Here is a 22,296-nt window from a genome sequence, read left to right on the forward strand (position 1 = left end):
TTGATTCGTTATGACTGAGTAACAGCCGTGGTTTGAGAGTCAGTTGATTTAAGCTTGTTTCGGCGGTCCACCTCGTCGTAGACGCCTTTGTCAAACAACATCAGTAGAGTCGGTAGAAAGATGAAATCCACAACAAGGGCAATAAAGATGACAATGGCACTCAACTGTCCCATATCGGCATTTAAACGGAAGCTCGACATCGCCAGAACAGAGAAACCAGCAACAAGCACGACCGTCGTAATCCAGAGAGCGCGCCCCACGGTACGAAAGGCGTAGCGAACCGCTTGCTCCGCACTGTGGCCATCTTTACGAGCGTGTTGATATTTAGAAAGAAAGTGAACGGCGTCATCGACAACAACACCAAGCGTTAATGTCACAACGACAGACAATCCCAAGTTAATCTCGCCAGAAACCAGCGCCCAAATACCAAAACCAATAAGCGCAGGAGCAATATTCGGGACAAGACTAATTAAGCCAAGCTTGAACGAACGCAAGGCAAAGATCAGTAATGCAGAGATTAAGACAAGAGTAATGGGCAAGGTTGACAGCATGCTGGCCATATTCGTTTCACCAATATGCGCAAACATCAATGAAGGACTAGACGCAACAACATCATATTGAGGCGCGTTTTCGTTAAACCATTGGTAAATGCGATTTTCCAAATCAACAAGCTCGACGCTGCCCAAGTTCTCCACGGTGAGAACCATCTTGATCGACGACTTATCTACATTGATTTGGTTGTTCAAATCTAAACCATACGGTAGTGACATTTCATAAAGCAGCAGATATTGAGCCGCTAATTCTCTGTCTTGAGGGAGCGAGTAATAAGCCTGATCATCTCCATGCATGTTCTTGTTTAGGCGCTTATAAACATCGCTCAAGGTCGCAACATGGTCCGTTTCTGGCTGCAACCTTAGCCAGTCAGTAAATTTACCCACGGAATTGAGAAAATTAGGATCGGCAATGCCCTGCGATTCGTTAGTTTTTATCGCGATACTGATGTTCGCCATGCCACTGATTCGCTCTTCCATAAAATCAGCCGCTCGGCGAAATTCATTGCTATGGCCAAAGTACTCGACGGATTCATCATTGACTTTGTTCAGCGGAATCAAGCTCGCACTCGCGACAATAACAAGCACCGACAACGGCAATAACGCATGTCGCTTTGACACCACGAAATCTCCTAAATGATCCATAAAGTGCTTTCTTTCATCAGAAGTATCCGACTTCACCGTAACCGGAAGGATATTAAGCAAGGCGGGAAGTAACGTGATGGAAAGGAAACAAGCAACCATGACGCCAAGGGCTGATAGGTTGCCGAAATCTCTCAGGATTGGAGAATCCGACATATTCATCATTAAAAAGCCGATCGCGGTGGTAATGGAGGTAATCAAGATAGGCATGAAATTGAGCGCAATACTTCGCTCAATAGAGTGGGCTTTACTAAAGCCGTTTTGCATAGACTGACGCATTGTCGCGATGATGTGTACACAGTCTGCGACGGCAAGCGTCATCACCAAGGTAGGCACATTAACGGTCGCCGTGCTTAAGAACATACCAGCCCATCCTGACAAGCCCATTGTAACCATAACCGAGCCGATAATAACGATGAGCGTCGCGATGACGCTAAGCAATGAGCGCAACATGATGGTCAGAAACACCAATATCACTAGTAACATAGTTGGCACTAATGTTGCGCTATCATCTTGGGCTGCGGTCATAAACGCGTAGTTCATTGCAATAATACCAGCCTTGTGGAATTCCGTGTCTGGGTACACTTGCTGATAACGCTCAATCATTCCGTTAATGTAAGCAACCACCTCTTGTACTTCAGCAGTTTTATCTATTTCAGGGAGTTGGACCGTAATGTTTACGACCGTGACATCTCCTTTTTCAGAAATCAGTGAACTTTTCAAAACCGGCTCACTCAACGCAATACTTTTGACTTTCTCTATTCGTTGAGGTGTCAATTCATATTCGCTATACAGTAAATCTTCGACAAGAAGATCATCTTCAAACGCTTCGGTATGCTGGTAGTTGGCGAGGGAATCAACGCGGGTCGAGTATGGAACTTGCCACGCCTCGTCAGTGATCTGCTGAATAAGAGATAATGTGCTAGGAGTAAAAACAGTGCCGCTCTTTGGCGCTATAACCAAAGCAAGACTGTCAGATTTTGCAAAGGTGGTTTGAATTTCATCAAACGCAAGTAACTGCTCATTTGTTCCATCAAAGAATATGTCGTAATCTCCTCTAAAGTAAAGATTTTTTCCTCCAATAGTTGCTATGACAATCAATAAAACGGTAGCAAGCATCACCAATACACTGTAATTCGTTGGTAGCTTACCCCACCCTGAACGGGCGTATTGTTGAACGTTGTGATGTGGCATCACACTCTCCTTTTGTGACGTTTCGTCAAATTTAAAAACTAAAAAACAGCAAATGCTGTAAATAACCAGACAAACTCGACATGCAAACTTTAGATCGAATGAATTTGGCTACATAAGTTAGTTTTTAGTAACTTCCTATGCTTCTCGTGATCATTGGCTGAACGCCAACCTTCGAGATTTAATGACGATTCGTCACAATAGTGCGATAAAAAAGCCAACCATAACGTCAGATTGGCCTTTTCAGTTTATTAGCGATTCACTGACTCTAAATAAGCAAGCTCTTCACTAAATAACTCCTGCTCCACTCGACGCCAGGTTTTACGGTAGTCCCATTCTGTAGATAAAGGCGACCAACCTAAACCATCAAGTAACATATTCGCGTTGTGCAGTACTGAGAATGGGTCTTGAATTCGCTGAATACATCGACTGTTCGATGCATTTTGCGCCAAAGCGTTTGAACCGAATGCAATAGACCAGTTGGCGAATACAATAGCATCAGAACCAATTGCGGGAGAAAACTTAAGATCACCACATTCTACCGCATTGTTCACCAGCGCATCAGCACCATCTATTACTTGTTCTTCCAAGTTATTCAGTTCATTCACACGTTTAGGCGAAGCCTTCTCTAGAACCCAAGGCGTCTTTGCAACAATCGCACAAGTTGATAGTACTGGCTCCATACGAGCGTAAATACGATAACCTACATGCATCGCAATGATTTTTTCTCTGGTATTGCCATTAAATTTGGCGGTACGTTCGAAAAATATTGCTTCGCTTTTCAGCGAATGAATACAAAGCGCAAGAATCACATCTTCTTTGCTGCAAAAATGATTGTAGATCGTCCCTTTAGAATAAGGGCTTGACGCTGTAAGCTTGTCCATCGTTAAGTTGGCAAAGCCTTGCTCTTGAACTAAAGACTTAGCCAATTGAATAAGCTCTATCTCACGATCAGCAATCGCCTGTTGCTTTTTTGTTAGCCCTGAAGACACACGACATCCGTCTTGCTTGCTATATTTTTTACAGCGAAAGTTAAACATAATCCTTTGATCCGTATACCAACACACTCCCAATAATTGTAACACGATTCTTTAATACAGGAACGCAACTAAAGTTGACGAACCGTCATAAATGACACTTCGTCATAATAGATCAAAAAACAAACATTTCAAGTATGAATTTATAATTAGAAGATAAATAGCTACCAATTATGCATACCCAAGTAGCTACTGGATGCTTGGTTCAACGAGAATGGTTTCTTTGTAGAGGAAGCGAGAGAGGCTTTGGGAGGAACAACGAAGGAAATCAGCATGTTAAAAATAACGAAAGTAGATGCTGAACAGGTATTATTCGAAATAAGCCCAAAACACTTTAAGTCTGAATTAAGAGCAAACACCGCTGAATGCCCTACTTACAAAGTATTTGCTGTCTTAGGCTTTTTCTTTTGCAACGCCCTTTCAGAAACTCTCTTCAAAAAAGGCTCAAAATCTATATCGATAGGCTTGGCTTATCACCTGCAGCTGCGATGGCATAACGAATATCATCAATAAATCGCCCCTCTGTCTCAATAATGCCGTCAGAGAATGTGACTGGCTGATGTGGCCCAGCAAGTAGAACAATATTAGTAAAATCAGAGACATTAAAGTTCTCTGCTACAACATTTTTGGAATGAAAATCGATGACGGTCTTTGCGACTTGATCTTCCAGTAACAAAAGCTGTTCTTCGGTAATTTTCATACGCGCCAAAGCAACGCGAACACACTTATCGTGGGTAGTCGTCTGCTCTTTTATGATTTCTGTATATTTGTCGTTGAGCTTGGAGTTCTCTGCATAGCTATAATATAAAGGCCCGTGCAGCGTTATATTTTTATCTTCATCAACGTAAACGAGATCCAACAACTCTAATGCTTTTAAGTAATCAGACATGCTCTGCTCAGACAAGTCATACTTTTTCTTTAAAATAGAATAGCCGTCTTTACCTCGTAACATTCTCAATTCACGATAAAAGTCGTAAAGGTGAGGGAATTGAAAGAATACTTCATCCTGTGTGCGACTAAAGTAATCCTCGTCTTCACCTTGCAATTGATTTGCGAGCTTTTGTAGTTCATCTAACGTGCAATCAACCGCTCTACAATATTCCAGCAACTTATCTAAAGCGAGATTCGTGCTTGTAAGATGTCTCTTAAAGGTAGATAGTGGCATACCCATTTTCTCAGATAGCTCTCGATATGTTAGCCCTTTTGTTTTAATCGCTTGGCGTAATGCGGCTAGCAAGTATTCGGGAGTCAGATCTCTCATCTACAATTCCTTTTGGCAATGTTACAGCTGTATAGTATTTGTAACAATTTAGAACCGCTTGGCAAGGTATAAGTTCATATTTTTATAAGAAAAACATGAATTAATATACTGAAAGGAGAATTCACACAACAAATGAAAAATTCAATATGAATTCAATTTCATTATAGGTATAAAATAATATGCAAAACAAAAGTAAAGCAATCACTCTAAATTATCGTGATTAATTTTAATAGTAACGTAAAGTTGAGAATATAAATCTATTCGCTCTGCAAAAATCTAGAATAATTAACCTAAAAGGAACAGAACGGTAAATGCATAATAATTCACCGCTCTCTATTAGCATTTTTGCAATGCTATTCAAGTAGACTAGTCCGCTAGTTTCACTGCAGTACCAAACGCCAAAATTTCCGAAGAACCATCTACGATTGAGCTTGTGGTAAATCGAATCCCTACAATTGCATCGGCACCTTTAGATTCAGCGTCCGCCACCATGCGCTGTATAGCAATATCACGCGCGTCGGTCATCATTTCCGTGTAACCACGAATTTCGCCGCCAACAATGCTCTTGATACCCGCCATGAGGTCACGGCCAATATGCTTTGATTGAACAACATTACCAGTTACAACCCCTCTGATTTCAGAGATCTGCTTGCCAGGAATGCTTTCGGTCGTTGTGTAGATCATTTTTAATCCCTTATAAACGTAAAAATTTATACCCAAGCTACCTTATAACTAACATAAGATGCTAACCAATAAATTGAGAGGACTGATAAACAATACTCTAAATAGCCAAGCTAAAAGTCATTTGGGTATAAATTTTAGCAATAAAAAAGGAGAGCTAATGCTCTCCTTCTCTTAATCCTAAACTGCTAATTAAAGAGCAGCTTTCGCTTTTTCAACTAGAACTGCAAATGCAGCTTTGTCGAATACTGCGATGTCCGCAAGGATCTTACGGTCGATCTCGATAGATGCTTTCTTAAGGCCGTTGATGAAACGGCTGTAAGATAGACCATTTTGACGAGATGCCGCATTGATACGTGCAATCCATAGTTGACGGAATTGACGTTTCTTAGCGCGACGGTCACGGTAAGCGTATTGACCAGCTTTAGTAACTGCTTGGAAAGCTACGCGGTAAACACGTGAACGCGCACCGTAGTAACCTTTAGCTTGTTTTAGAACTTTCTTATGACGTGCACGAGCTTGTACACCACGTTTTACGCGAGGCATTATGCTTCTCCTAAACTAAACGATTGATAACTAAAAAGAATTAAGCGTATGGCAACATACGGATTACTGCAGCCACTTCACATTTTGGAAGGATTGCATTCGGACGTAGTTGACGCTTGTTCTTAGTAGTACGCTTAGTCAGGATGTGACGTTTTGTAGCGTGCTTGTACTTAATACCACCAGCAGTTTTCTTAAAACGCTTAGCAGCACCTTTGTTGGTTTTCATCTTAGGCATGATGAATAACTCCGCATTGAGTAGGTTTAATAAACAACGTAATTAGGGCGAACAAAACCCAGCCATATGCCTTTATATAAAGGAAAGCGGCTAGGTTTTAATTACTTGATGAGCCGTTAATTACTTCTTTTTAGGGGCTAGCACCATGATCATCTGGCGACCTTCAATCTTCTTAGGGAAAGATTCAACTACAGCAATTTCTGCAGTATCTTCCTTAAGACGATTTAGAACGTCAACACCGATGTCTTGGTGTGCCATCTCTCGGCCACGGAAGCGAATTGTTACTTTCACTTTGTTGCCTTCTTCAAGGAAACGCGTCAGGTTGCGTAGTTTTACCTGATAGTCTCCAATATCAGTTCCAGGACGGAATTTTACTTCCTTGATCTGGACCTGCTTTTGCTTCTTCTTCTGCTCTTTAGCAGTTTTGCTCTTCTCGAAGAGGAACTTACCATAGTCCATCACACGACAAACAGGTGGCTCGGCGTTAGGACTGATCTCAACGAGATCCATACCAGCTTCTTCAGCAGCTGCAATGGCTTCTTGAATCGATACAACACCAACTGATTCACCGTCAGCGCCTGTTAGTCGAACTTCACGAATACCACGAATTTCACCGTTGATACGGTGCGGGTTTTGTTTTACCGGCTGTTGGCCACGTCTTCCGCCTTTAATAGCTTATTCCTCCAGATTGAGCTTACGGCTAGAGATCTCGTCTTGGATGTATGCAATAAAATCATCCACTTTAAATTTACCAAGATCTTTACCTTTACGAGTACGCACTGCAATTTCGCCAGCTTCCATTTCTTGGTCACCAACAACAAGCATATACGGTACACGCTTCAAAGTATGTTCGCGGATTTTAAAGCCAATCTTCTCATTTCTCAAGTCCGCTTTAGCTCTAATTCCACTTTTTTGTAGTTTTTGTACTATTTCTTGAACATAACCTGACTGTTTATCAGTAATGTTCATAAGAACTGCTTGTTCTGGCGCCAACCAAGTTGGGAAGAAACCAGCATATTCTTCGATAAGGATACCGATGAAGCGCTCTAGTGAACCTAGAATCGCACGGTGAATCATTACCGGTACAAGACGTTCATTGTTTTCACCTACATAAGTTGCACCTAAGCGACCTGGTAGGTTGAAGTCTAGCTGGACAGTACCACACTGCCACGCACGGTCTAGACAATCGTATAGTGTGAATTCAATCTTAGGACCGTAGAACGCACCCTCGCCTTCTTGAATTTCGTATGGGATATCCATCGATTCAAGAGACTGCTTCAATGCTTCTTCAGATTGATCCCAGATTTCATCTGAACCTACACGTTTCTCTGGACGAGTAGACAGTTTCACTACGATGTTGTCGAAACCAAATGTTTGGTACGTATCGTACACCATCTTGATACAGTTTGTTACTTCTTCTTGAATTTGGCTCTCAGTACAGAAAATGTGAGCGTCATCCTGAGTAAAGCCACGTACACGCATAATACCGTGTAGTGCACCAGATGGTTCGTTACGGTGACATGAGCCAAACTCAGCCATACGTAGCGGTAGGTCGCGGTACGATTTTAGACCTTGGTTGAAGATCTGTACGTGACCTGGACAGTTCATTGGCTTAATCGCGTATTCACGGTTCTCAGAAGAAGTTGTGAACATTGCATCAGCGTATTTGTCCCAGTGCCCAGAGCGTTCCCAAAGAACACGGTCCATCATAAGTGGACCTTTCACTTCTTGGTAACCGTACTCATCTAGCTTAGCGCGGATGAATACTTCTAGATCACGGAAGATAGACCAACCATTGTGATGCCAGAACACCATACCCGGTGCTTCTTGCTGCATGTGGAATAGGTCTAGTTGCTTACCAATCTTACGGTGATCACGCTTCGCCGCTTCTTCTAGGCGAGTTAGGTGCGCTTTCAATGCTTTCTTGTCGTGGAAAGCCGTACCGTAGATACGTTGAAGCATTTTGTTGTCGCTGTTACCACGCCAGTAAGCACCTGCAACATTCAGCAAAGTGAAGTGTTGACAGAAGCTCATGTTAGGAACGTGAGGACCACGACACATGTCGATGTATTCTTCATGGTGGTAAAGGCCTGGACGATCATCACGAGATACGTTTTCGTCTAGGATTTCCACTTTGTATGGTTCGCCACGTGATTCAAACGTATCACGCGCTTCCTGCCAGCTTACTTTTTTCTTAACCACTTCGTACTTGGTTTTCGCTAGCTCTTTCATACGCTTTTCAATCTTTTCAAGATCTTCTTGCGTTAGAGATTCGTCTAGGTCGATATCGTAGTAGAAGCCATTGTCGATGGTTGGACCAATCGCCATTTTAGCTTGAGGGTAAAGCTGCTTAAGAGCGTGACCAAGAAGGTGAGCACAAGAGTGACGAACGATTTCTAGACCGTCTACTTCATCTTTAACTGTGATGATTTCAAGGCTTGCGTCTTCTTCAATTAGGTCACACGCATCAACGCGGTTACCGTTTACACGACCAGCGATAGTTGCTTTGGCAAGACCGGGACCGATCGATTGCGCAACTTCCATAGTAGATACTGGGTTGTCAAATTGACGCTGACTGCCGTCAGGAAGAGTAATAATAGGCATGCTATGTCCTTTACAGTGGTGTTGCACACCAAGCAACACATGTTATTCAAATTAGAAGCTATTTGTTGAAAATAGTTGAGAGTCAATAAAGGCCTCTCGGTAACACGAATACCGGACCGTTATCGAAAATGGGATTGTACCTAGCTCACATTTAGAATGCAAAGCGCGATTTTGTTTTGTCATAAGAACTTAACCGCAGACCCGTCACGACAATCTGATCATGCTTTTTTAAGAGACCGCATAACTTGTAAACGGAATTACCCCTCAATGAACTTACACAACAAATTACAATATTGCCTATTACGTGTGAACCGATACAAAGCTTAACACGCTTGGCGAGAGCTCAACGTGCGATTTAGGTATATAGTTGTTTTATAGAGTAGTTTGTATGTAGGTATTCATCATGGTCTATTTCAAATCGCGCTTTATGGTGCTTCTAAGCACCTCGATATGTTCTTTGCAAGCCTTCGCATCAAGTGACTTATATGGCCCGCTGCGTTCTTACGCACAATCCCCAATGCAAGTGGTTAGTCACACCAACATACTACGTTCAGGACACAGTCTGCCCTCTGGGTTTGTCGAAGCCTATGGTTCGGGAACCGTGGCAAGTGTTTGGGCTCATACTGATGAATACGCACTGGATTATTACCACAATCAAATCGAATTAGGCAGCAAATGGCAAGTCAGCAACCGTTGGCAGTGGGAGCTCAACTATCGATGGGTCTTTGCCGCTGACAACCATTTAGATGGACTGACGAAAAGCTTCCATAAACTTTTCGGTATCGGACAAAATGGGCGGGATAAAGTAGACAGAGATCGTTTTTACATTTCAATGCCGCAATATGATGTGCTTGAAGATGATTTCGAAGGACAAACACTGGCCAATAACCTATCTACTTACTTACAGTATCAAGTGTTCCAAAATGAACATCACGGCCTATCGATTGGCGGCAGTTTGTATTTTAACGATGTGGCTCACGGTACTTTTCAAGGTAGCAGTTTCGAGCAAGGCTTCCAATTAAACTACAGCTACTTAAGTGATGCTCATGCATTTTATTCGATGATTGGCATGACTTTTCGCTCGGATGACCGTGCCTTGCTCGATCTGCCCTATCGACATAATACGATTGCCATTGCGGGTGGGTACCGTTATGCCTTAGAAGATAACCATCACCTGATGTTGGAATATCATTGGTATCAAGGCTCAACAGAAGGGCCCACAGAGTTTGCTGATGCCTCTAATGAACTGGTATTGGGCTATCGATATCTAATGGAAAATTCAGCGCTTGAGTTTTTAGCCGTAGAGAACGCAAGAAACATGGATAACAGTACCGATATCGCTTTCACAATAGGATATCGGTACATATTTTCATCAAGTTGATGAGAGCTATAGATTTAGCGTTGGTGCAACTGCGGCAGCGACTTGAGCATCGGTTGCATTGATCGGCAACGTAAACGAGCGATATTGGTCACCAGCCAAGCTGAGCGAACGGTCAATCTCTGCCAAACAATGCATGACCTGCCCTTCCAGAATAAAAGAGAGCTCAATTTCTTTTGATGAGATAAAGCCGTTGTTACGGAACTCTAGTTCTTGATAAATACCAGAGCGAGAGGCAAACGAGCCACCGCGCAAAAAGCCTTTTTCAACATCGGCTTTAACCATTGTGAAACCAGCTTGCTCGATCGCTTGAATAACCCGAGATGCTACTGGTAGTGGTTTCACTTCAATATAGTCACGGTCACGCGGATCAATTGCAAAATCAATATCTAACGTCGTCTCAACCCAAACATGACATTGATTCTTAAGTGCGCTAACCGCAGTAATTGGCGTTTCATCATGCAATTTTAGCTCAAACGGAACCTGCTTTTCTTCATTAGGTTGAATCACAAAAGGGTCAACTGCTTTCAATTGATCAATAGTGAACGTTTGGTAACTTACGCTATCATCCACTTCGACTTTCATTTCCGTGTTCAATTTAATCGTAATAGCATCAATTTGTTGTTCGACGTCTCCGCCTTTGATATGAACATGCCCTTTCAGCGTCGCTCCTTGAAACACGCTCATTTCGTCCAAAATGGTATCTACTTTTGCAGAGCCGATCCCCAGTGATGCTTTCAATTTTTTAAACATACTTTTCCTTTTTTAGCGACTTTTCTTCTAATAATCGTTTGTTTACACAATTGTTTTCTGCTGTGCAAGCAATAGACCACAAGAAAATGTTTGAATTCAATCATCAAGCCAAATAATGCTCAGCAGCAAGAGTCATTCAGCCCTGCTATAGGATTGTTCGGTCACTAAGCGGTACATTCGTCGAGAAATGTTTGCAATTTGTACCTAAATTAAGCAGTATTTGTATAGTCAAATAAAGGGAAATCATTATGTCTGCACCACTCTACATTCAAATTAAACAATTTATCCTGGATAAAATTGATGCTGGAGAGTGGGTAGTTGGTCATCGCATCGCCACCGAGATTGAGCTTACCGAGCAATTTGGTGTCAGTAGAATGACAGTGAACAAAGCAATTCGGGATTTAGTAAATGAGGGCCGATTACAACGTCGCCCACGCTTAGGCACGTTCGTGTGTGATCCTGGTGAAAAGTCAGAATCTCCCCTGCTAGACATTCGAAACATTGCCGAAGAAGTCAGCGATAGAGGGCGAAAGTATGGCAGTAAAGTGCTCAAACAGATTGCCATAAAAGCAGATGACAACATTGCGACAAAACTCGGCGTTATGCTAGGCACGACAGTGTTTTACAGTGAAATTATTCACTATGAAGACCAAACGCCGATTCAATTGGAGCTCCGCTGGGTGAATAGCCAATATGCCCCGAGTTATTTAAATCAAGACTTCACACAAATCACTCCAAATCAATACCTGTCAGATAATTGCCCACTCAGCGCGATAGAACATACTGTAGAGGCAATTGTGCCTGAAAGCCGTATTAAGCAAGACTTAAAAATGCAAGCCAATGAACCTTGCCTTCTCTTGAATCGCAGAACGTGGAGCCAAGATAAGTTAGTCAGTACCGCCCTACTTTATCACCCTGGTAACAAATATAAGCTGAGCTCAAAAGTGCTCATTTAAGGACAAGATTTATCCTCTAGATCTACGTTTTGATCACATTTTAGCAACATCAATCTTGTCAGTGTTCTTATTTTGCTCTATTTATTTGTATATACATTTAATGATACAAATAAACACAGGGACACAAACATGGATTTGCTGATTGAAAACGCACGTCTAGTTACCATGCAATCGGGAGAATGCGGATACCTTCCAACGCCTCCAGCGCGCATTGGTATTAAATCTGGAAAAATCGTTGCGATCAGTACTTGTGCCATTGGTGAAGACGCACCGCAAACCGAGTCTCTGCTGTCTGCCCAACATTACGCTCAGAGTATCGACCTTCAAGGCAAGTTAGTTCTGCCAGGTTTGATCGACTGCCACACTCATCTTATTTACGCGGGCAATCGTGCCAACGAATTTGAAATGCGCTTAAACGGCGTGCCATATCAAGAAATTTCCAAACAAGGCGGTGGGATACTTTCAACGGTGCATGCGACGCGTTCAGCAACCGAAGCGCAATTAGTTGAGTTAGCGTTGCCACGTTTAGACGGGCTACTCGCGAGCGGCGTCACTTCTGTCGAAGTGAAATCAGGCTACGGATTGACACTGAATGATGAAATAAAAATGCTCCGTGCAGCCAAAATGCTTGAACAAGAGCGCAAAGTTAAAATCACCACTACACTTCTCGCCGCTCACGCCATTCCGCCAGAGTTCCAAGGTCGTGCAGATGATTATATTGAGCACATTTGTCAGGACATAATCCCTGTTGTCGCAAAGGAAGAATTAGCTACGAGTGTCGATGTTTTTTGTGAATCGATTGGTTTCAATCTTGAACAAACAGAAAAAGTGTTTGTAGCTGCAAAACGCCACGGCTTAAAGGTTAAAGGGCATACTGAGCAACTTTCTAATCTCGGTGGTACAGCCCTCACTGCGCAATACAACGGTCTGTCAGCGGATCACATCGAGTTTTTAGATGAGCAAGGTGTTAAAGCACTTGCTCGATCAAACACCGTCGCCACTCTATTGCCTGGCGCTTTTTATTTTCTAAGAGAAACTCAGTTACCACCGATTGAGTTGTTGAGAGAGCATAACGTGCCGATGGCAATTGCTACGGACGTCAACCCAGGTACATCACCATTTTCTGATCTCACACTCATGCTGAATATGGCGTGCACGCTATTTCGCCTTACACCGCAAGAAGCATTGCGTGGTGTAACGCAACATGCAGCCAAAGCTCTGGGTTATCAAAACTCACGTGGCGAAATCAAAGTAGGGTTTGATGCGGACTTCTCTATCTGGGATATCGAAAGCCCTGCGGATTTAAGCTATCAAGTCGGAGCAAAACGTCTGGTAGGTCGTATAGTAAATGGTGAATACATTTCACACGGAGGCCAATAATATGTCTCAATTCGACCTACACTCTCCCCTATTTCATTGGCAAGGCCGTCATGATGCCGAGGACGGCAAGCTTGGTCAGCGAATTCATCACGTTGTTCAACGCCAAAAAGCAGATGAGTTGCGTGCCGTTGCGCATGGCGTCTCATTACTCGGTTTTGCTACCGACGCTGGCGTTGCGAGAAACAAAGGACGCATTGGCGCGAAAAAAGCGCCAGACTTAATCCGGCGAGCACTCGCTAATTTAGCATGGCACCAAGACGCCCCACTATATGACTTAGGTACTGTGGTGTGTGAAGACGACTTACTGGAAGAGAGCCAAGCTCTATGTGCAGCAACCATTTCAAGCGCACTGCCCCATACGCCAGTCATCGTGCTAGGTGGTGGGCATGAGATTGCGTGGGCCTCGTTTTCCGGCTTAGCGGAATATTTTAAAGCGCACCATCCAGAGAAGAAGCCTAAAATCGGCATTATTAATTTCGATGCGCATTTCGATTTGCGCGCATTTGAGAGCAACCTCACCGACATAAGACCAAGCTCTGGCACCCCCTTCAACCAAATTCATCATTTTTGCCAACGTAACGATTGGGACTTTCATTACGCTTGTATTGGTGTAAGCCGTAGTAGCAACACTAAAGCGCTATTTGAAAAAGCAGATGCGTTAAATGTTTGGTATGTAGAGGACAATCAGCTCTGCTACTTAAACCACAGTTATCACTTAACTCAGCTTCAGCATTTTATTGACGACTGTGACTACCTCTATTTGACCATTGATCTGGATGTATTTCCTGCCGCAACCGCACCTGGAGTCAGCGCACCAGCAGCTCGGGGAGTGAGTTACGACACTATTGCACCCTTTTTAGATCGAATTCTTCATTACAAAAATAAGCTAATGCTGGCTGATATCGCCGAATACAACCCAAATTATGACGTCGATAGTCAAACTGCACGATTAGCTGCCCGTTTGTGTTGGGATATCGCCAACGCAATGGCGGAAAAACAGCACAAACCATAATGCATCCCAGATGCCACTGATTATTACGACCAAGCAAGTACTTGGTCATCACGAGAAACTAAAGGAGTCTGAAATGACACAGCGCCAGGGACAAGATCCACGACTTGATACAAGCAGAACAATTCGTGCACCTCACGGAGATAAACTGCGCGCAAAATCTTGGCTAACCGAAGCCCCTCTTCGTATGCTGATGAACAACCTTGATCCTGATGTTGCAGAACATCCACATTCACTGGTTGTATATGGCGGCATTGGCCGAGCAGCGCGAAACTGGGAATGTTACGACAAGATTGTTGAAGTACTTGAAAGACTCGAAGATGACCAAACGCTTTTAGTTCAATCAGGCAAGCCTGTTGGTGTTTTCCCTACTCATAAAAATGCCCCACGCGTGCTTATCGCAAACTCAAACCTTGTTCCGCATTGGGCAAACTGGGAACACTTCAACGAGCTCGATAAACAAGGCTTGATGATGTACGGCCAAATGACCGCTGGCAGCTGGATATACATTGGCTCGCAAGGTATCGTACAAGGCACATACGAAACGTTCGTATCTGTTGCAAAAAAACACTTTGACGGTGAAGCAAAGGGCCGTTGGATTCTAACAGGTGGTCTTGGTGGCATGGGTGGTGCTCAACCTCTCGCTGGTACAATGGCGGGCTTCTCCATGATTGCAGTAGAGTGTGATGAATCACGTATCGATTACCGCCTACGTACAGGCTATGTCGATAAGAAAGCGACTTCTTTAGATGAAGCGCTAGCTATCATTAAAGAGTCAGACACACCAGTATCGGTTGGTCTACTAGGTAATGCAGCAGACGTTTTCTCTGAGCTGGTAGAACGTAATATCACGCCTGATGTCGTAACAGACCAAACGTCTGCACACGACCCGCTCAATGGCTATTTACCACAAGGCTGGAGCATGTCTCACGCAGCAGAAATGCGTTTGCAAGATGAAGCAATGGTCGTAAAAGAAGCGAAAAAATCCATGGCTGTGCAAGTTCAAGCGATGTTAGAGCTGCAAAATCGCGGCGCCGCAACACTCGACTACGGTAACAACATCCGCCAGATGGCCTTGGAAGAAGGCGTAGAAAACGCATTCGATTTTCCTGGCTTCGTTCCAGCCTACATTCGTCCTCTATTCTGTGAAGGTATCGGTCCTTTCCGTTGGGCTGCTCTCTCTGGCGATCCTGAGGACATTTATAAAACCGACCAAAAAGTAAAAGAGCTAATTCCAGATAATCCGCACTTACATAACTGGCTAGATATGGCTCGCGAACGCATCCAGTTCCAAGGTTTACCTGCGCGTATTTGCTGGGTTGGTCTTAAAGATCGTGAGCGTCTTGGTCAAGCATTCAACGAAATGGTGAAAAATGGCGAACTTAAAGCGCCCGTTGTCATTGGTCGAGATCACTTAGATTCTGGCTCTGTAGCAAGCCCGAACCGTGAAACCGAAGGTATGATGGACGGTTCTGACGCCGTATCAGACTGGCCATTATTAAACGCGCTACTCAACACGGCGGGCGGCGCAACTTGGGTTTCACTACACCACGGTGGTGGCGTAGGTATGGGCTTCTCGCAACACTCAGGTATGGTTATCTGCTGTGACGGCAGTGAAGATGCCTCAGAACGTATTGCCCGCGTGCTGCATAACGACCCAGCAACAGGCGTGATGCGTCATGCTGATGCGGGATACGATATCGCTAAACAATGTGCAGCAGAGCAAGGGCTAGATTTGCCAATGCTCAACGAAGAACTGAAGAAGCTCAAGTAAGGATGAAAGAGATGTTAAATTTAACGCTAAAGCCAGGTCATATTAGCTTAAACGAACTACGCCAAGTGAGCCGTTCACCAGTCAACCTTACTTTGGATCCTGAAGCCATTCCGGCCATTGAAGAAAGCACACAGGTCGTAGACCGAGTCATCGCGGAAGATAGAACGGTTTACGGAATTAACACTGGTTTTGGGCTATTGGCTAACACACGAATAGCACCAGAAGATTTAGAAACACTGCAACGCAGTATCGTTCTTTCTCATGCGGCAGGTATCGGTGAGTTTATGTCAGATGAAACGGTTCGTCTGATGATGGTATTAAAAATCAATAGTCTGTCTCGTGGCTTTTCTGGGATTCGCCTAAAAGTCATTAATATGCTGACCGACCTAGTCAACGCACAAGTTTACCCTTGCGTACCTAAAAAGGGCTCTGTTGGCGCATCAGGTGACTTAGCTCCTCTAGCCCATATGAGCACTGTATTACTGGGAGAAGGACAAGCTCGCCACAACGGTAAAATCATTTCCGGGCAAGAAGCATTAAAAATCGCAGGTCTAGAGCCTATCACTCTGGCGCCAAAAGAAGGCTTAGCGCTACTAAATGGGACTCAGGCATCCACAGCGTTCGCATTGGAAGGCCTGTTTATCGCGGAAGACCTTTTCGCGTCAGCAACCGTTTGTGGTGCAATGTCTGTTGAAGCCGCTCTCGGCAGCCGACGTCCATTCGATCCGCGCATTCACCGTGTACGTGGTCATCGCAGCCAAATGGACGCAGCACTCGCATACCGTCATTTGTTAGACACATCGAGTGAAATAGGTGATTCACACACTAACTGTGAAAAAGTACAAGACCCGTATTCTTTGCGCTGTCAGCCTCAAGTGATGGGTGCGTGTTTACAGCAAATCCGCAATGCGGCGGAAGTATTACAAGTAGAAGCGAACTCCGTATCAGATAACCCGTTGGTGTTTGCTGAAGATGGTGACATCATCTCTGGCGGTAACTTCCACGCGGAGCCTGTTGCAATGGCAGCCGACAACCTAGCACTTGCGATTGCCGAGATCGGCAGCTTGTCTGAACGTCGTATGGCATTACTTATCGATAGCGCGCTATCAAAACTGCCACCGTTCTTAGTCGACAATGGTGGTGTGAACTCTGGTTTCATGATTGCTCAGGTTACCTCCGCTGCGTTAGCAAGTGAAAACAAAACACTCGCTCACCCAGCGTCAGTAGACAGCTTGCCAACATCTGCAAACCAAGAAGATCACGTCTCAATGGCAACATTCGCGGCTCGCAGATTGAAAGAAATGGGCGAAAACACTCGCGGTATTCTGGCTGTCGAATACCTCTCAGCAGCACAAGGCCTAGACTTTAGAGCGCCAAACAAGTCCTCTGAGCGTATTGAGATTGCGAAACAAATGTTGCGTGAAAAAGTATCGTTCTACGATAAAGATCGCTACTTTGCTCCAGACATTGAACAGGCAAATACTCTGCTTAAGCTGGCTATTCACAACACGCTCATGCCAGAGAGCTTGTTACCAAGTGTTCAATAACCAAGCATAACTGGCATTTCATCGAATAAACAGATAATGACTTGAAGGCTCTACGTTCTGCGTGGAGCCTTTTTATATACGATTAAACATATTGATGGCACTATTTATGAACGCCTGTCTACTTTGATGGCTATACTTTAAAAGATAGGCGAGCGAAAAGGTCGTTGTTTATTGTTTTCACAAATAAAAGCGTTGCTAAAGTATGCGTTTTTAACGGTTTATCCGCCGAAATAGTGTCTTATTGTTAGGATACGGTGAAGTTTTCACTGGATGGACCATTGCTACGCAGATATTCGCATATAATCCCACACAGTTTTGGTTACTACGTAAAAATTATGTTTCTAACACCTTATTTTTCAAACACTAATCACCAGTTTCAGTTCACTCGCGAACAAGCAAGCCACTTTGCAAAACGTGTCGCAGGTGACTACAACCCAATTCATGATGAAGACAACAAACGCTTTTGTGTCCCTGGGGATTTACTTTTCGCTGTGCTTCTCAGTAAAGAAGGCGTTAGCCAAAAGATGCGTTTTAACTTCTCTGGCATGGTAAACGATGGTGTAGCACTTCATATTGAAAATAAGTGTGACAAAGAAAGCGCTGTTGTTGACGAGGCAGGTAAAGAATACTTACACATGTCCCGTGAAGGTGAAACTAACCACGATCCGGCATTTATTGAGCATGTAGTGACAAATTACGTGCAATTTTCTGGTATGAACTTCCCTCACATCATGGTTCCTCTTATGGAAGAGAAGCAAATGATGATCAACTGCCAGCGTCCATTAGTTATTTATGAAAGCATGGAAGTCGAATTTTCACGCTTAGACCTTACGCATCCAGAGGTGGATTTCACTGGCGCAACATTCGACGTAGAAGGAAAACGAGGTGTAGTCACCTTAAACTTTGCGTTTAAAGAAGACGGTGAAGTCGTTGGTAAAGGTATTAAGCGCATGGTTGCAAGTGGCTTGAAGCCATATGACCAAGAAGCGGTTGATGACCTTGTACGCCGCTTTAATGAACGTAAGGATGCATTCCTAGCAAAGTTCGTTAAGGCAGCCTAGTAGACTGCCCTATCAGAAGCGCACAAAAAACGTGTTTACTAAAAGAAAGCCCAACGTCGACCGTTGGGCTTTCTTTTTATGTCTCATCCAAACAAAACTAAACGCAATGCTTAGAGCCAACGACGAACATGGTTTTTATAATCCACATACTCTTCACCAAACAATCGCTCTAAAACGCGTTCCTCAGGCTTGATTTGAAACCGATTCATATAACTGACAAATATCACGCCACAAAGCACCACACTCAAGTGCTGCCACCACAAACCAGTTGCTATGATTAGAAGCAATAATGCCATGTACATAGGGTTGCGTGAAAAGGCAAACACACCAGTTCTTACAACAGAAGATGCCGCTTCAGGTTTTACTGGGTTCACTGTGGTTTTTACTTTGCGAAATTCATACACGCCAGCAATGCCCATGTAGCCAGACAACAAAGTTAATACACCTACTACAAATTCAACAAAGGGTACTCGAATGTTCATGCTCGGCGTCAAAACTTTAAGTCCGTACATCAAAAGTATGACTAGCAAAAACACCACAACAGGTGGGACTTTGAGTTCAAGTTTTCTCAAGATTCATATCCTTTGAAAGGGTCTAAATACGGTTTCTAAAAAGCCCAGTAAAACTGGGCTTGATCTAGTCCGATTACAACAAAGTTAACAATGCCTGAACGGGATGCTTGGGCTTCGTTCCTTCAAAGCGTTTAACTTGGCTGCGGCAAGAATAGCCTGTAATCAAACATCTCTCGTTATCCAACTTATCTAAGCTCGGCTTCCAGCTTAAATTGTAAATGTCTTTCGACATCGACAACTTATCAACCTCATGACCAAACGTACCCGCCATACCACAACAACCAACAGGTACCGTATTCAAAAGTGCACCAAAGTGAGCAAAAATAGCGCCCCACTCTTTTTCCGCATTTGGCATTTTGGTTTTCTCAGTACAGTGCGCAAACAGATACCAAGGTTCCTGCGCCTTATGCTCTCCGCTTTCAAACGCTTCTAATCTTGGGTAAAGCCATTCGTGGGCCGTCAGTACATCGAAATCACCTCGCTTACTGCCAAGCACTTCAGCGTATTCATCTCGATAACACAGCACCAATGCAGGGTCGACACCAACTAATGGGATATCCAAATCCGCTACCATCGCCAAGAACTTCGCTGTGTCGGCTGCTGTGCCCTTAAACTGACGTAAAAACCCTTTAATGTGTTGTGCTTTACCATTCGGCTTAAACGGCAGAAGTACCGGATGCATACCCAGCTTTTTCAATAACTTAACGAAGTCTTCAACGACATCAGCGTCGTAGTAGCTAGTGAATGGGTCTTGAACAATTAAAACATGCTTGCTCTTTTCAGACGAAGACAAACCACTGAGCGCTTGCAGATCATAAGGCGTTGTCAGCGACTCTACTCGTTGTTTCAAGGTGGGTACTGATAACAACGGCGCATCGACATACCCGACCGTAGATGCCGTTAAACTTTTCACCCACGACTGCTTCAAAACACCATTTACGACACCTGGCGCTTTTGCCATCATCGGCAGCATAGTCTCAATGTTGGCAACCAGATAGTCTTTTGCAGGACGTTGATAACGAGAGTGATAGATGTTTAAAAAGCGTGAGCGAAAGCTCGGAACATCGACTTTAATCGGACACTGACTCGCACACGCTTTACACGCCAAACAACCATTCATCGCTTCATACACTTCGTGAGAGAAGTCATACTCGTGACGACGATTGATAGAATGACGTACGCGGTCAATCATGGTTTTGATTGATGTTTTGTTTTCTAGTGTTTGCTTTTCTAAGTCAAGGATATCAATGCCTTGCTCTGTGAGCTGACGCAACCACTCGCGAACCAAACCCGCACGACCTTTCGGTGAATGACGACGATCGGCTGTTACTTTCATCGATGGACACATTGGCGAGCTAGTATCGTAGTTAAAACACAAACCGTTACCGTTACATTCCATCGCTTGTTTAAAGCTGTCACGTACTTGAACGTCAATCTGACGGTCATAGTAACCACGTTTGGTATCGGTAACTTTTACTAACTCTGCATCACTATCAAGCGGCGTACAGATTTTGCCCGGGTTCATTTTGTTGTGTGGATCGAATGCCGCCTTCACACGTCTCAGCTCAGTAAACAACTCATCACCGAAAAACTCAGGGCCATATTCTGAACGGAAACCTTTGCCGTGTTCACCCCACATCAAACCGCCGTATTTCGCCACCAGCTTAACCACTTCATCAGAAACTTCGTGCATCAATGCTTCTTGGTGCGGGTCACACAAATCCAACGCAGGACGTACGTGAAGCACCCCGGCATCGACGTGACCAAACATGCCGTAATTCAGAGATTTGCTGTCTAACAGCTCTCGAAACTCTACAATGAAGTCCGCCAGATTTTCTGGTGGCACACAGGTATCTTCAGCAAATGCGACCGGTTTAGCGCGGCCTTTTGCTGCGCCTAACAAACCCACCGCTTTTTTACGCATGTTGTAAATACGCCCGATACTCGCTACATCGTTACAGACTTGGTAACCGATGATGCCCGCTTCTTCTGTTTCCAGCATGGTATCGAGCTTGGCGGTCAACGCTGCAACCTGCGCTGCAACTTCTTCTTCGTCCTGACCTGCATATTCCACCATATTGATGCCAAGCATCTCTTTATTTGGAACATCGGTAAGCAAATCACTCACGGTGTGCCAGACGATATCTTGCTTCGCGAGATTAAGCACTTTCGAGTCAACGGTTTCTACAGACAGCGCTTTCGCTTCGACCATCAACGGTGCATTACGCAGTGCAGAATCAAAGCTGTTGTATTTAACGTTAACCAAAGTACGCGCTTTCGGAATTGGCGTCAGGTTAAGCTTCGCTTCGGTAATGAATGCCAATGAACCTTCAGCGCCGCACAGTACTCGTGTGATATCGAAACGGTCACCTTCTTCATTCAAGGCATTTTTTAAATCGTAGCCCGTTAAAAAGCGGTTAAGAGGAGGAAACTTATCTACGATCTGCTGGCGTTTTTCACGACATACGGATTCCGTTACACGTAGCGCCTTGGCAGCAAACTCGTCTTCTTTTGGGTAGCCGTTGGACAGGTCTGATTCTAAAACTGAGCCATCAGCAAACACCGCTTGTAGCGACAAAACATGATCGGATGTTTTTCCGTATTTCAGAGAACCTTGACCAGAAGCATCGGTGTTGACCATGCCGCCAATCGTTGCACGGTTACTGGTAGATAAGTCTGGAGAGAAGAAGTAGCCATAAGGGCGAACTGCGTCATTTAACTGGTCTTTCACTACACCAGTTTGTACACGAACCCAGCCTTCTTTCTCATTAATCTCAAGCACTTTGTTCATGTGGCGAGACATATCCACCACAATACCTTTGGTTAGCGACTGACCATTGGTCCCCGTGCCGCCACCACGAGGTGAAAAGGTAATTCGTTCGTACTTTTCTTTATTGCTCAGTTTCCCGAGGAGAGAAACATCTTCTGTCGTTTTGGGATGAACGACAGACTGAGGAAGTTGCTGGTAAACACTGTTGTCAGTGGCAACCGCTAGTCGACTTGAATATTGGCTTTCGATATCACCAGTGAATCCGGCGTGCTCAAGCTCTTTCAGAAAACTAAGAACAAGAGGATCGACATCAGTTTGCGAGTGTAATCTTGGTAACATTTGCTTCCT

Annotated in this window: 18 protein-coding genes; 7 read left to right on the top strand and 11 right to left on the bottom strand. The window is 44.1% G+C overall.

Annotated elements, in window-relative coordinates; all coding sequences use genetic code 11:
- Nucleotides 1-8: 8 nt before the first annotated feature.
- From R7E29_RS17885 to thrS, 8 genes are all read right to left on the bottom strand, one after another.
- A complete protein-coding gene (locus R7E29_RS17885; protein WP_005385477.1) occupies nucleotides 9-2,387 on the bottom strand; it encodes an efflux RND transporter permease subunit in 2,379 nt (792 codons plus the stop codon).
- 248 nt (nucleotides 2,388-2,635) lie between these two features.
- Nucleotides 2,636-3,424, bottom strand: a complete 789-nt coding sequence (locus R7E29_RS17890; protein ID WP_005377913.1) for a TetR/AcrR family transcriptional regulator — start codon at nucleotides 3,422-3,424, stop codon at nucleotides 2,636-2,638.
- A gap of 448 nt (nucleotides 3,425-3,872) precedes the next feature.
- Nucleotides 3,873-4,682, bottom strand: a complete 810-nt coding sequence (locus R7E29_RS17895; RefSeq protein ID WP_005385480.1) for a helix-turn-helix domain-containing protein — start codon at nucleotides 4,680-4,682, stop codon at nucleotides 3,873-3,875.
- A gap of 366 nt (nucleotides 4,683-5,048) precedes the next feature.
- Nucleotides 5,049-5,366, bottom strand: coding sequence for a heavy metal-binding domain-containing protein (locus R7E29_RS17900; RefSeq protein WP_005377919.1), 318 nt, complete (start codon nucleotides 5,364-5,366; stop codon nucleotides 5,049-5,051).
- 189 nt (nucleotides 5,367-5,555) lie between these two features.
- Entirely contained in the window at nucleotides 5,556-5,909 is a 354-nt protein-coding gene (gene rplT, locus R7E29_RS17905; RefSeq protein WP_004727974.1) for a 50S ribosomal protein L20, read from the bottom strand.
- 40 nt (nucleotides 5,910-5,949) lie between these two features.
- Nucleotides 5,950-6,144, bottom strand: coding sequence for a 50S ribosomal protein L35 (gene rpmI / locus R7E29_RS17910; RefSeq protein WP_005377932.1), 195 nt, complete (start codon nucleotides 6,142-6,144; stop codon nucleotides 5,950-5,952).
- A 120-nt stretch (nucleotides 6,145-6,264) separates the two neighbouring features.
- Nucleotides 6,265-6,816 carry a translation initiation factor IF-3 gene (gene infC, locus R7E29_RS17915; protein WP_080276913.1) on the bottom strand — a complete coding sequence of 184 codons (552 nt, stop codon included), beginning with the start codon at nucleotides 6,814-6,816 and terminating at the stop codon, nucleotides 6,265-6,267.
- 3 nt (nucleotides 6,817-6,819) lie between these two features.
- A complete protein-coding gene (gene thrS, locus R7E29_RS17920) occupies nucleotides 6,820-8,748 on the bottom strand; it encodes a threonine--tRNA ligase (protein ID WP_005395892.1) in 1,929 nt (642 codons plus the stop codon).
- Between the two features lie 403 nt (nucleotides 8,749-9,151).
- Between thrS and R7E29_RS17925 the strand changes: the two genes are divergently transcribed.
- The gene (locus R7E29_RS17925; protein ID WP_054576442.1) at nucleotides 9,152-10,129 is read left to right on the top strand and encodes a DUF3187 family protein; all 978 of its coding nucleotides are present in this window, start codon (nucleotides 9,152-9,154) and stop codon (nucleotides 10,127-10,129) included.
- A gap of 6 nt (nucleotides 10,130-10,135) precedes the next feature.
- Here the strand turns inward: R7E29_RS17925 and R7E29_RS17930 are convergent, their stop codons facing one another.
- Nucleotides 10,136-10,879, bottom strand: a complete 744-nt coding sequence (locus tag R7E29_RS17930; protein ID WP_005385491.1) for a sporulation protein — start codon at nucleotides 10,877-10,879, stop codon at nucleotides 10,136-10,138.
- A 248-nt stretch (nucleotides 10,880-11,127) separates the two neighbouring features.
- On the opposite strand from R7E29_RS17930, the gene hutC reads away from it, so the two are divergent.
- From hutC to R7E29_RS17960, 6 genes are all read left to right on the top strand, one after another.
- On the top strand, nucleotides 11,128-11,835 hold the full coding sequence (gene hutC / locus R7E29_RS17935) for a histidine utilization repressor (RefSeq protein ID WP_005385493.1): 708 nt from the start codon (nucleotides 11,128-11,130) through the stop codon (nucleotides 11,833-11,835).
- Nucleotides 11,836-11,964: 129 nt separating this feature from the next.
- Complete coding sequence (gene hutI, locus R7E29_RS17940) at nucleotides 11,965-13,215, top strand: imidazolonepropionase (RefSeq protein WP_054576441.1); 1,251 nt, start codon at nucleotides 11,965-11,967, stop codon at nucleotides 13,213-13,215.
- Between the two features lies 1 nt (nucleotide 13,216).
- Complete coding sequence (hutG, locus tag R7E29_RS17945; protein ID WP_054576440.1) at nucleotides 13,217-14,227, top strand: formimidoylglutamase; 1,011 nt, start codon at nucleotides 13,217-13,219, stop codon at nucleotides 14,225-14,227.
- A gap of 73 nt (nucleotides 14,228-14,300) precedes the next feature.
- The gene (gene hutU / locus R7E29_RS17950; protein ID WP_054576478.1) at nucleotides 14,301-15,998 is read left to right on the top strand and encodes a urocanate hydratase; all 1,698 of its coding nucleotides are present in this window, start codon (nucleotides 14,301-14,303) and stop codon (nucleotides 15,996-15,998) included.
- 11 nt (nucleotides 15,999-16,009) lie between these two features.
- On the top strand, nucleotides 16,010-17,545 hold the full coding sequence (gene hutH, locus R7E29_RS17955) for a histidine ammonia-lyase (protein ID WP_017821814.1): 1,536 nt from the start codon (nucleotides 16,010-16,012) through the stop codon (nucleotides 17,543-17,545).
- 335 nt (nucleotides 17,546-17,880) lie between these two features.
- Entirely contained in the window at nucleotides 17,881-18,606 is a 726-nt protein-coding gene (locus R7E29_RS17960; RefSeq protein WP_017821813.1) for a DUF3581 domain-containing protein, read from the top strand.
- A 110-nt stretch (nucleotides 18,607-18,716) separates the two neighbouring features.
- Here the strand turns inward: R7E29_RS17960 and R7E29_RS17965 are convergent, their stop codons facing one another.
- Complete coding sequence (locus R7E29_RS17965; protein WP_054576439.1) at nucleotides 18,717-19,178, bottom strand: methyltransferase family protein; 462 nt, start codon at nucleotides 19,176-19,178, stop codon at nucleotides 18,717-18,719.
- Between the two features lie 73 nt (nucleotides 19,179-19,251).
- The gene (locus R7E29_RS17970) at nucleotides 19,252-22,287 is read right to left on the bottom strand and encodes an FAD-binding and (Fe-S)-binding domain-containing protein (protein WP_054576438.1); all 3,036 of its coding nucleotides are present in this window, start codon (nucleotides 22,285-22,287) and stop codon (nucleotides 19,252-19,254) included.
- Between the last annotated feature and the right edge of the window lie 9 nt (nucleotides 22,288-22,296).

Source organism: Vibrio sp. Vb1729, assembly GCF_033338655.1.
GTDB lineage: Bacteria > Pseudomonadota > Gammaproteobacteria > Enterobacterales > Vibrionaceae > Vibrio > Vibrio alginolyticus.

What these genes read in the sequence shown, in the direction of transcription:
- hutC (WP_005385493.1), top strand. Translation starts at nt 11,128, where the DNA reads ATGTCTGCACCACTCTACATTCAAATTAAACAATTTATCCTGGATAAA.
- R7E29_RS17885 (WP_005385477.1), bottom strand. Translation starts at nt 2,387, where the DNA reads ATGCCACATCACAACGTTCAACAATACGCCCGTTCAGGGTGGGGTAAG.
- R7E29_RS17970 (WP_054576438.1), bottom strand. Translation starts at nt 22,287, where the DNA reads ATGTTACCAAGATTACACTCGCAAACTGATGTCGATCCTCTTGTTCTT.
- rplT (WP_004727974.1), bottom strand. Translation starts at nt 5,909, where the DNA reads ATGCCTCGCGTAAAACGTGGTGTACAAGCTCGTGCACGTCATAAGAAA.
- thrS (WP_005395892.1), bottom strand. Translation starts at nt 8,748, where the DNA reads ATGCCTATTATTACTCTTCCTGACGGCAGTCAGCGTCAATTTGACAAC.
- R7E29_RS17960 (WP_017821813.1), top strand. Translation starts at nt 17,881, where the DNA reads ATGTTTCTAACACCTTATTTTTCAAACACTAATCACCAGTTTCAGTTC.
- R7E29_RS17895 (WP_005385480.1), bottom strand. Translation starts at nt 4,682, where the DNA reads ATGAGAGATCTGACTCCCGAATACTTGCTAGCCGCATTACGCCAAGCG.
- hutI (WP_054576441.1), top strand. Translation starts at nt 11,965, where the DNA reads ATGGATTTGCTGATTGAAAACGCACGTCTAGTTACCATGCAATCGGGA.
- R7E29_RS17930 (WP_005385491.1), bottom strand. Translation starts at nt 10,879, where the DNA reads ATGTTTAAAAAATTGAAAGCATCACTGGGGATCGGCTCTGCAAAAGTA.
- R7E29_RS17900 (WP_005377919.1), bottom strand. Translation starts at nt 5,366, where the DNA reads ATGATCTACACAACGACCGAAAGCATTCCTGGCAAGCAGATCTCTGAA.
- hutU (WP_054576478.1), top strand. Translation starts at nt 14,301, where the DNA reads ATGACACAGCGCCAGGGACAAGATCCACGACTTGATACAAGCAGAACA.
- R7E29_RS17925 (WP_054576442.1), top strand. Translation starts at nt 9,152, where the DNA reads ATGGTCTATTTCAAATCGCGCTTTATGGTGCTTCTAAGCACCTCGATA.
- rpmI (WP_005377932.1), bottom strand. Translation starts at nt 6,144, where the DNA reads ATGCCTAAGATGAAAACCAACAAAGGTGCTGCTAAGCGTTTTAAGAAA.
- hutH (WP_017821814.1), top strand. Translation starts at nt 16,010, where the DNA reads ATGTTAAATTTAACGCTAAAGCCAGGTCATATTAGCTTAAACGAACTA.
- R7E29_RS17890 (WP_005377913.1), bottom strand. Translation starts at nt 3,424, where the DNA reads ATGTTTAACTTTCGCTGTAAAAAATATAGCAAGCAAGACGGATGTCGT.
- hutG (WP_054576440.1), top strand. Translation starts at nt 13,217, where the DNA reads ATGTCTCAATTCGACCTACACTCTCCCCTATTTCATTGGCAAGGCCGT.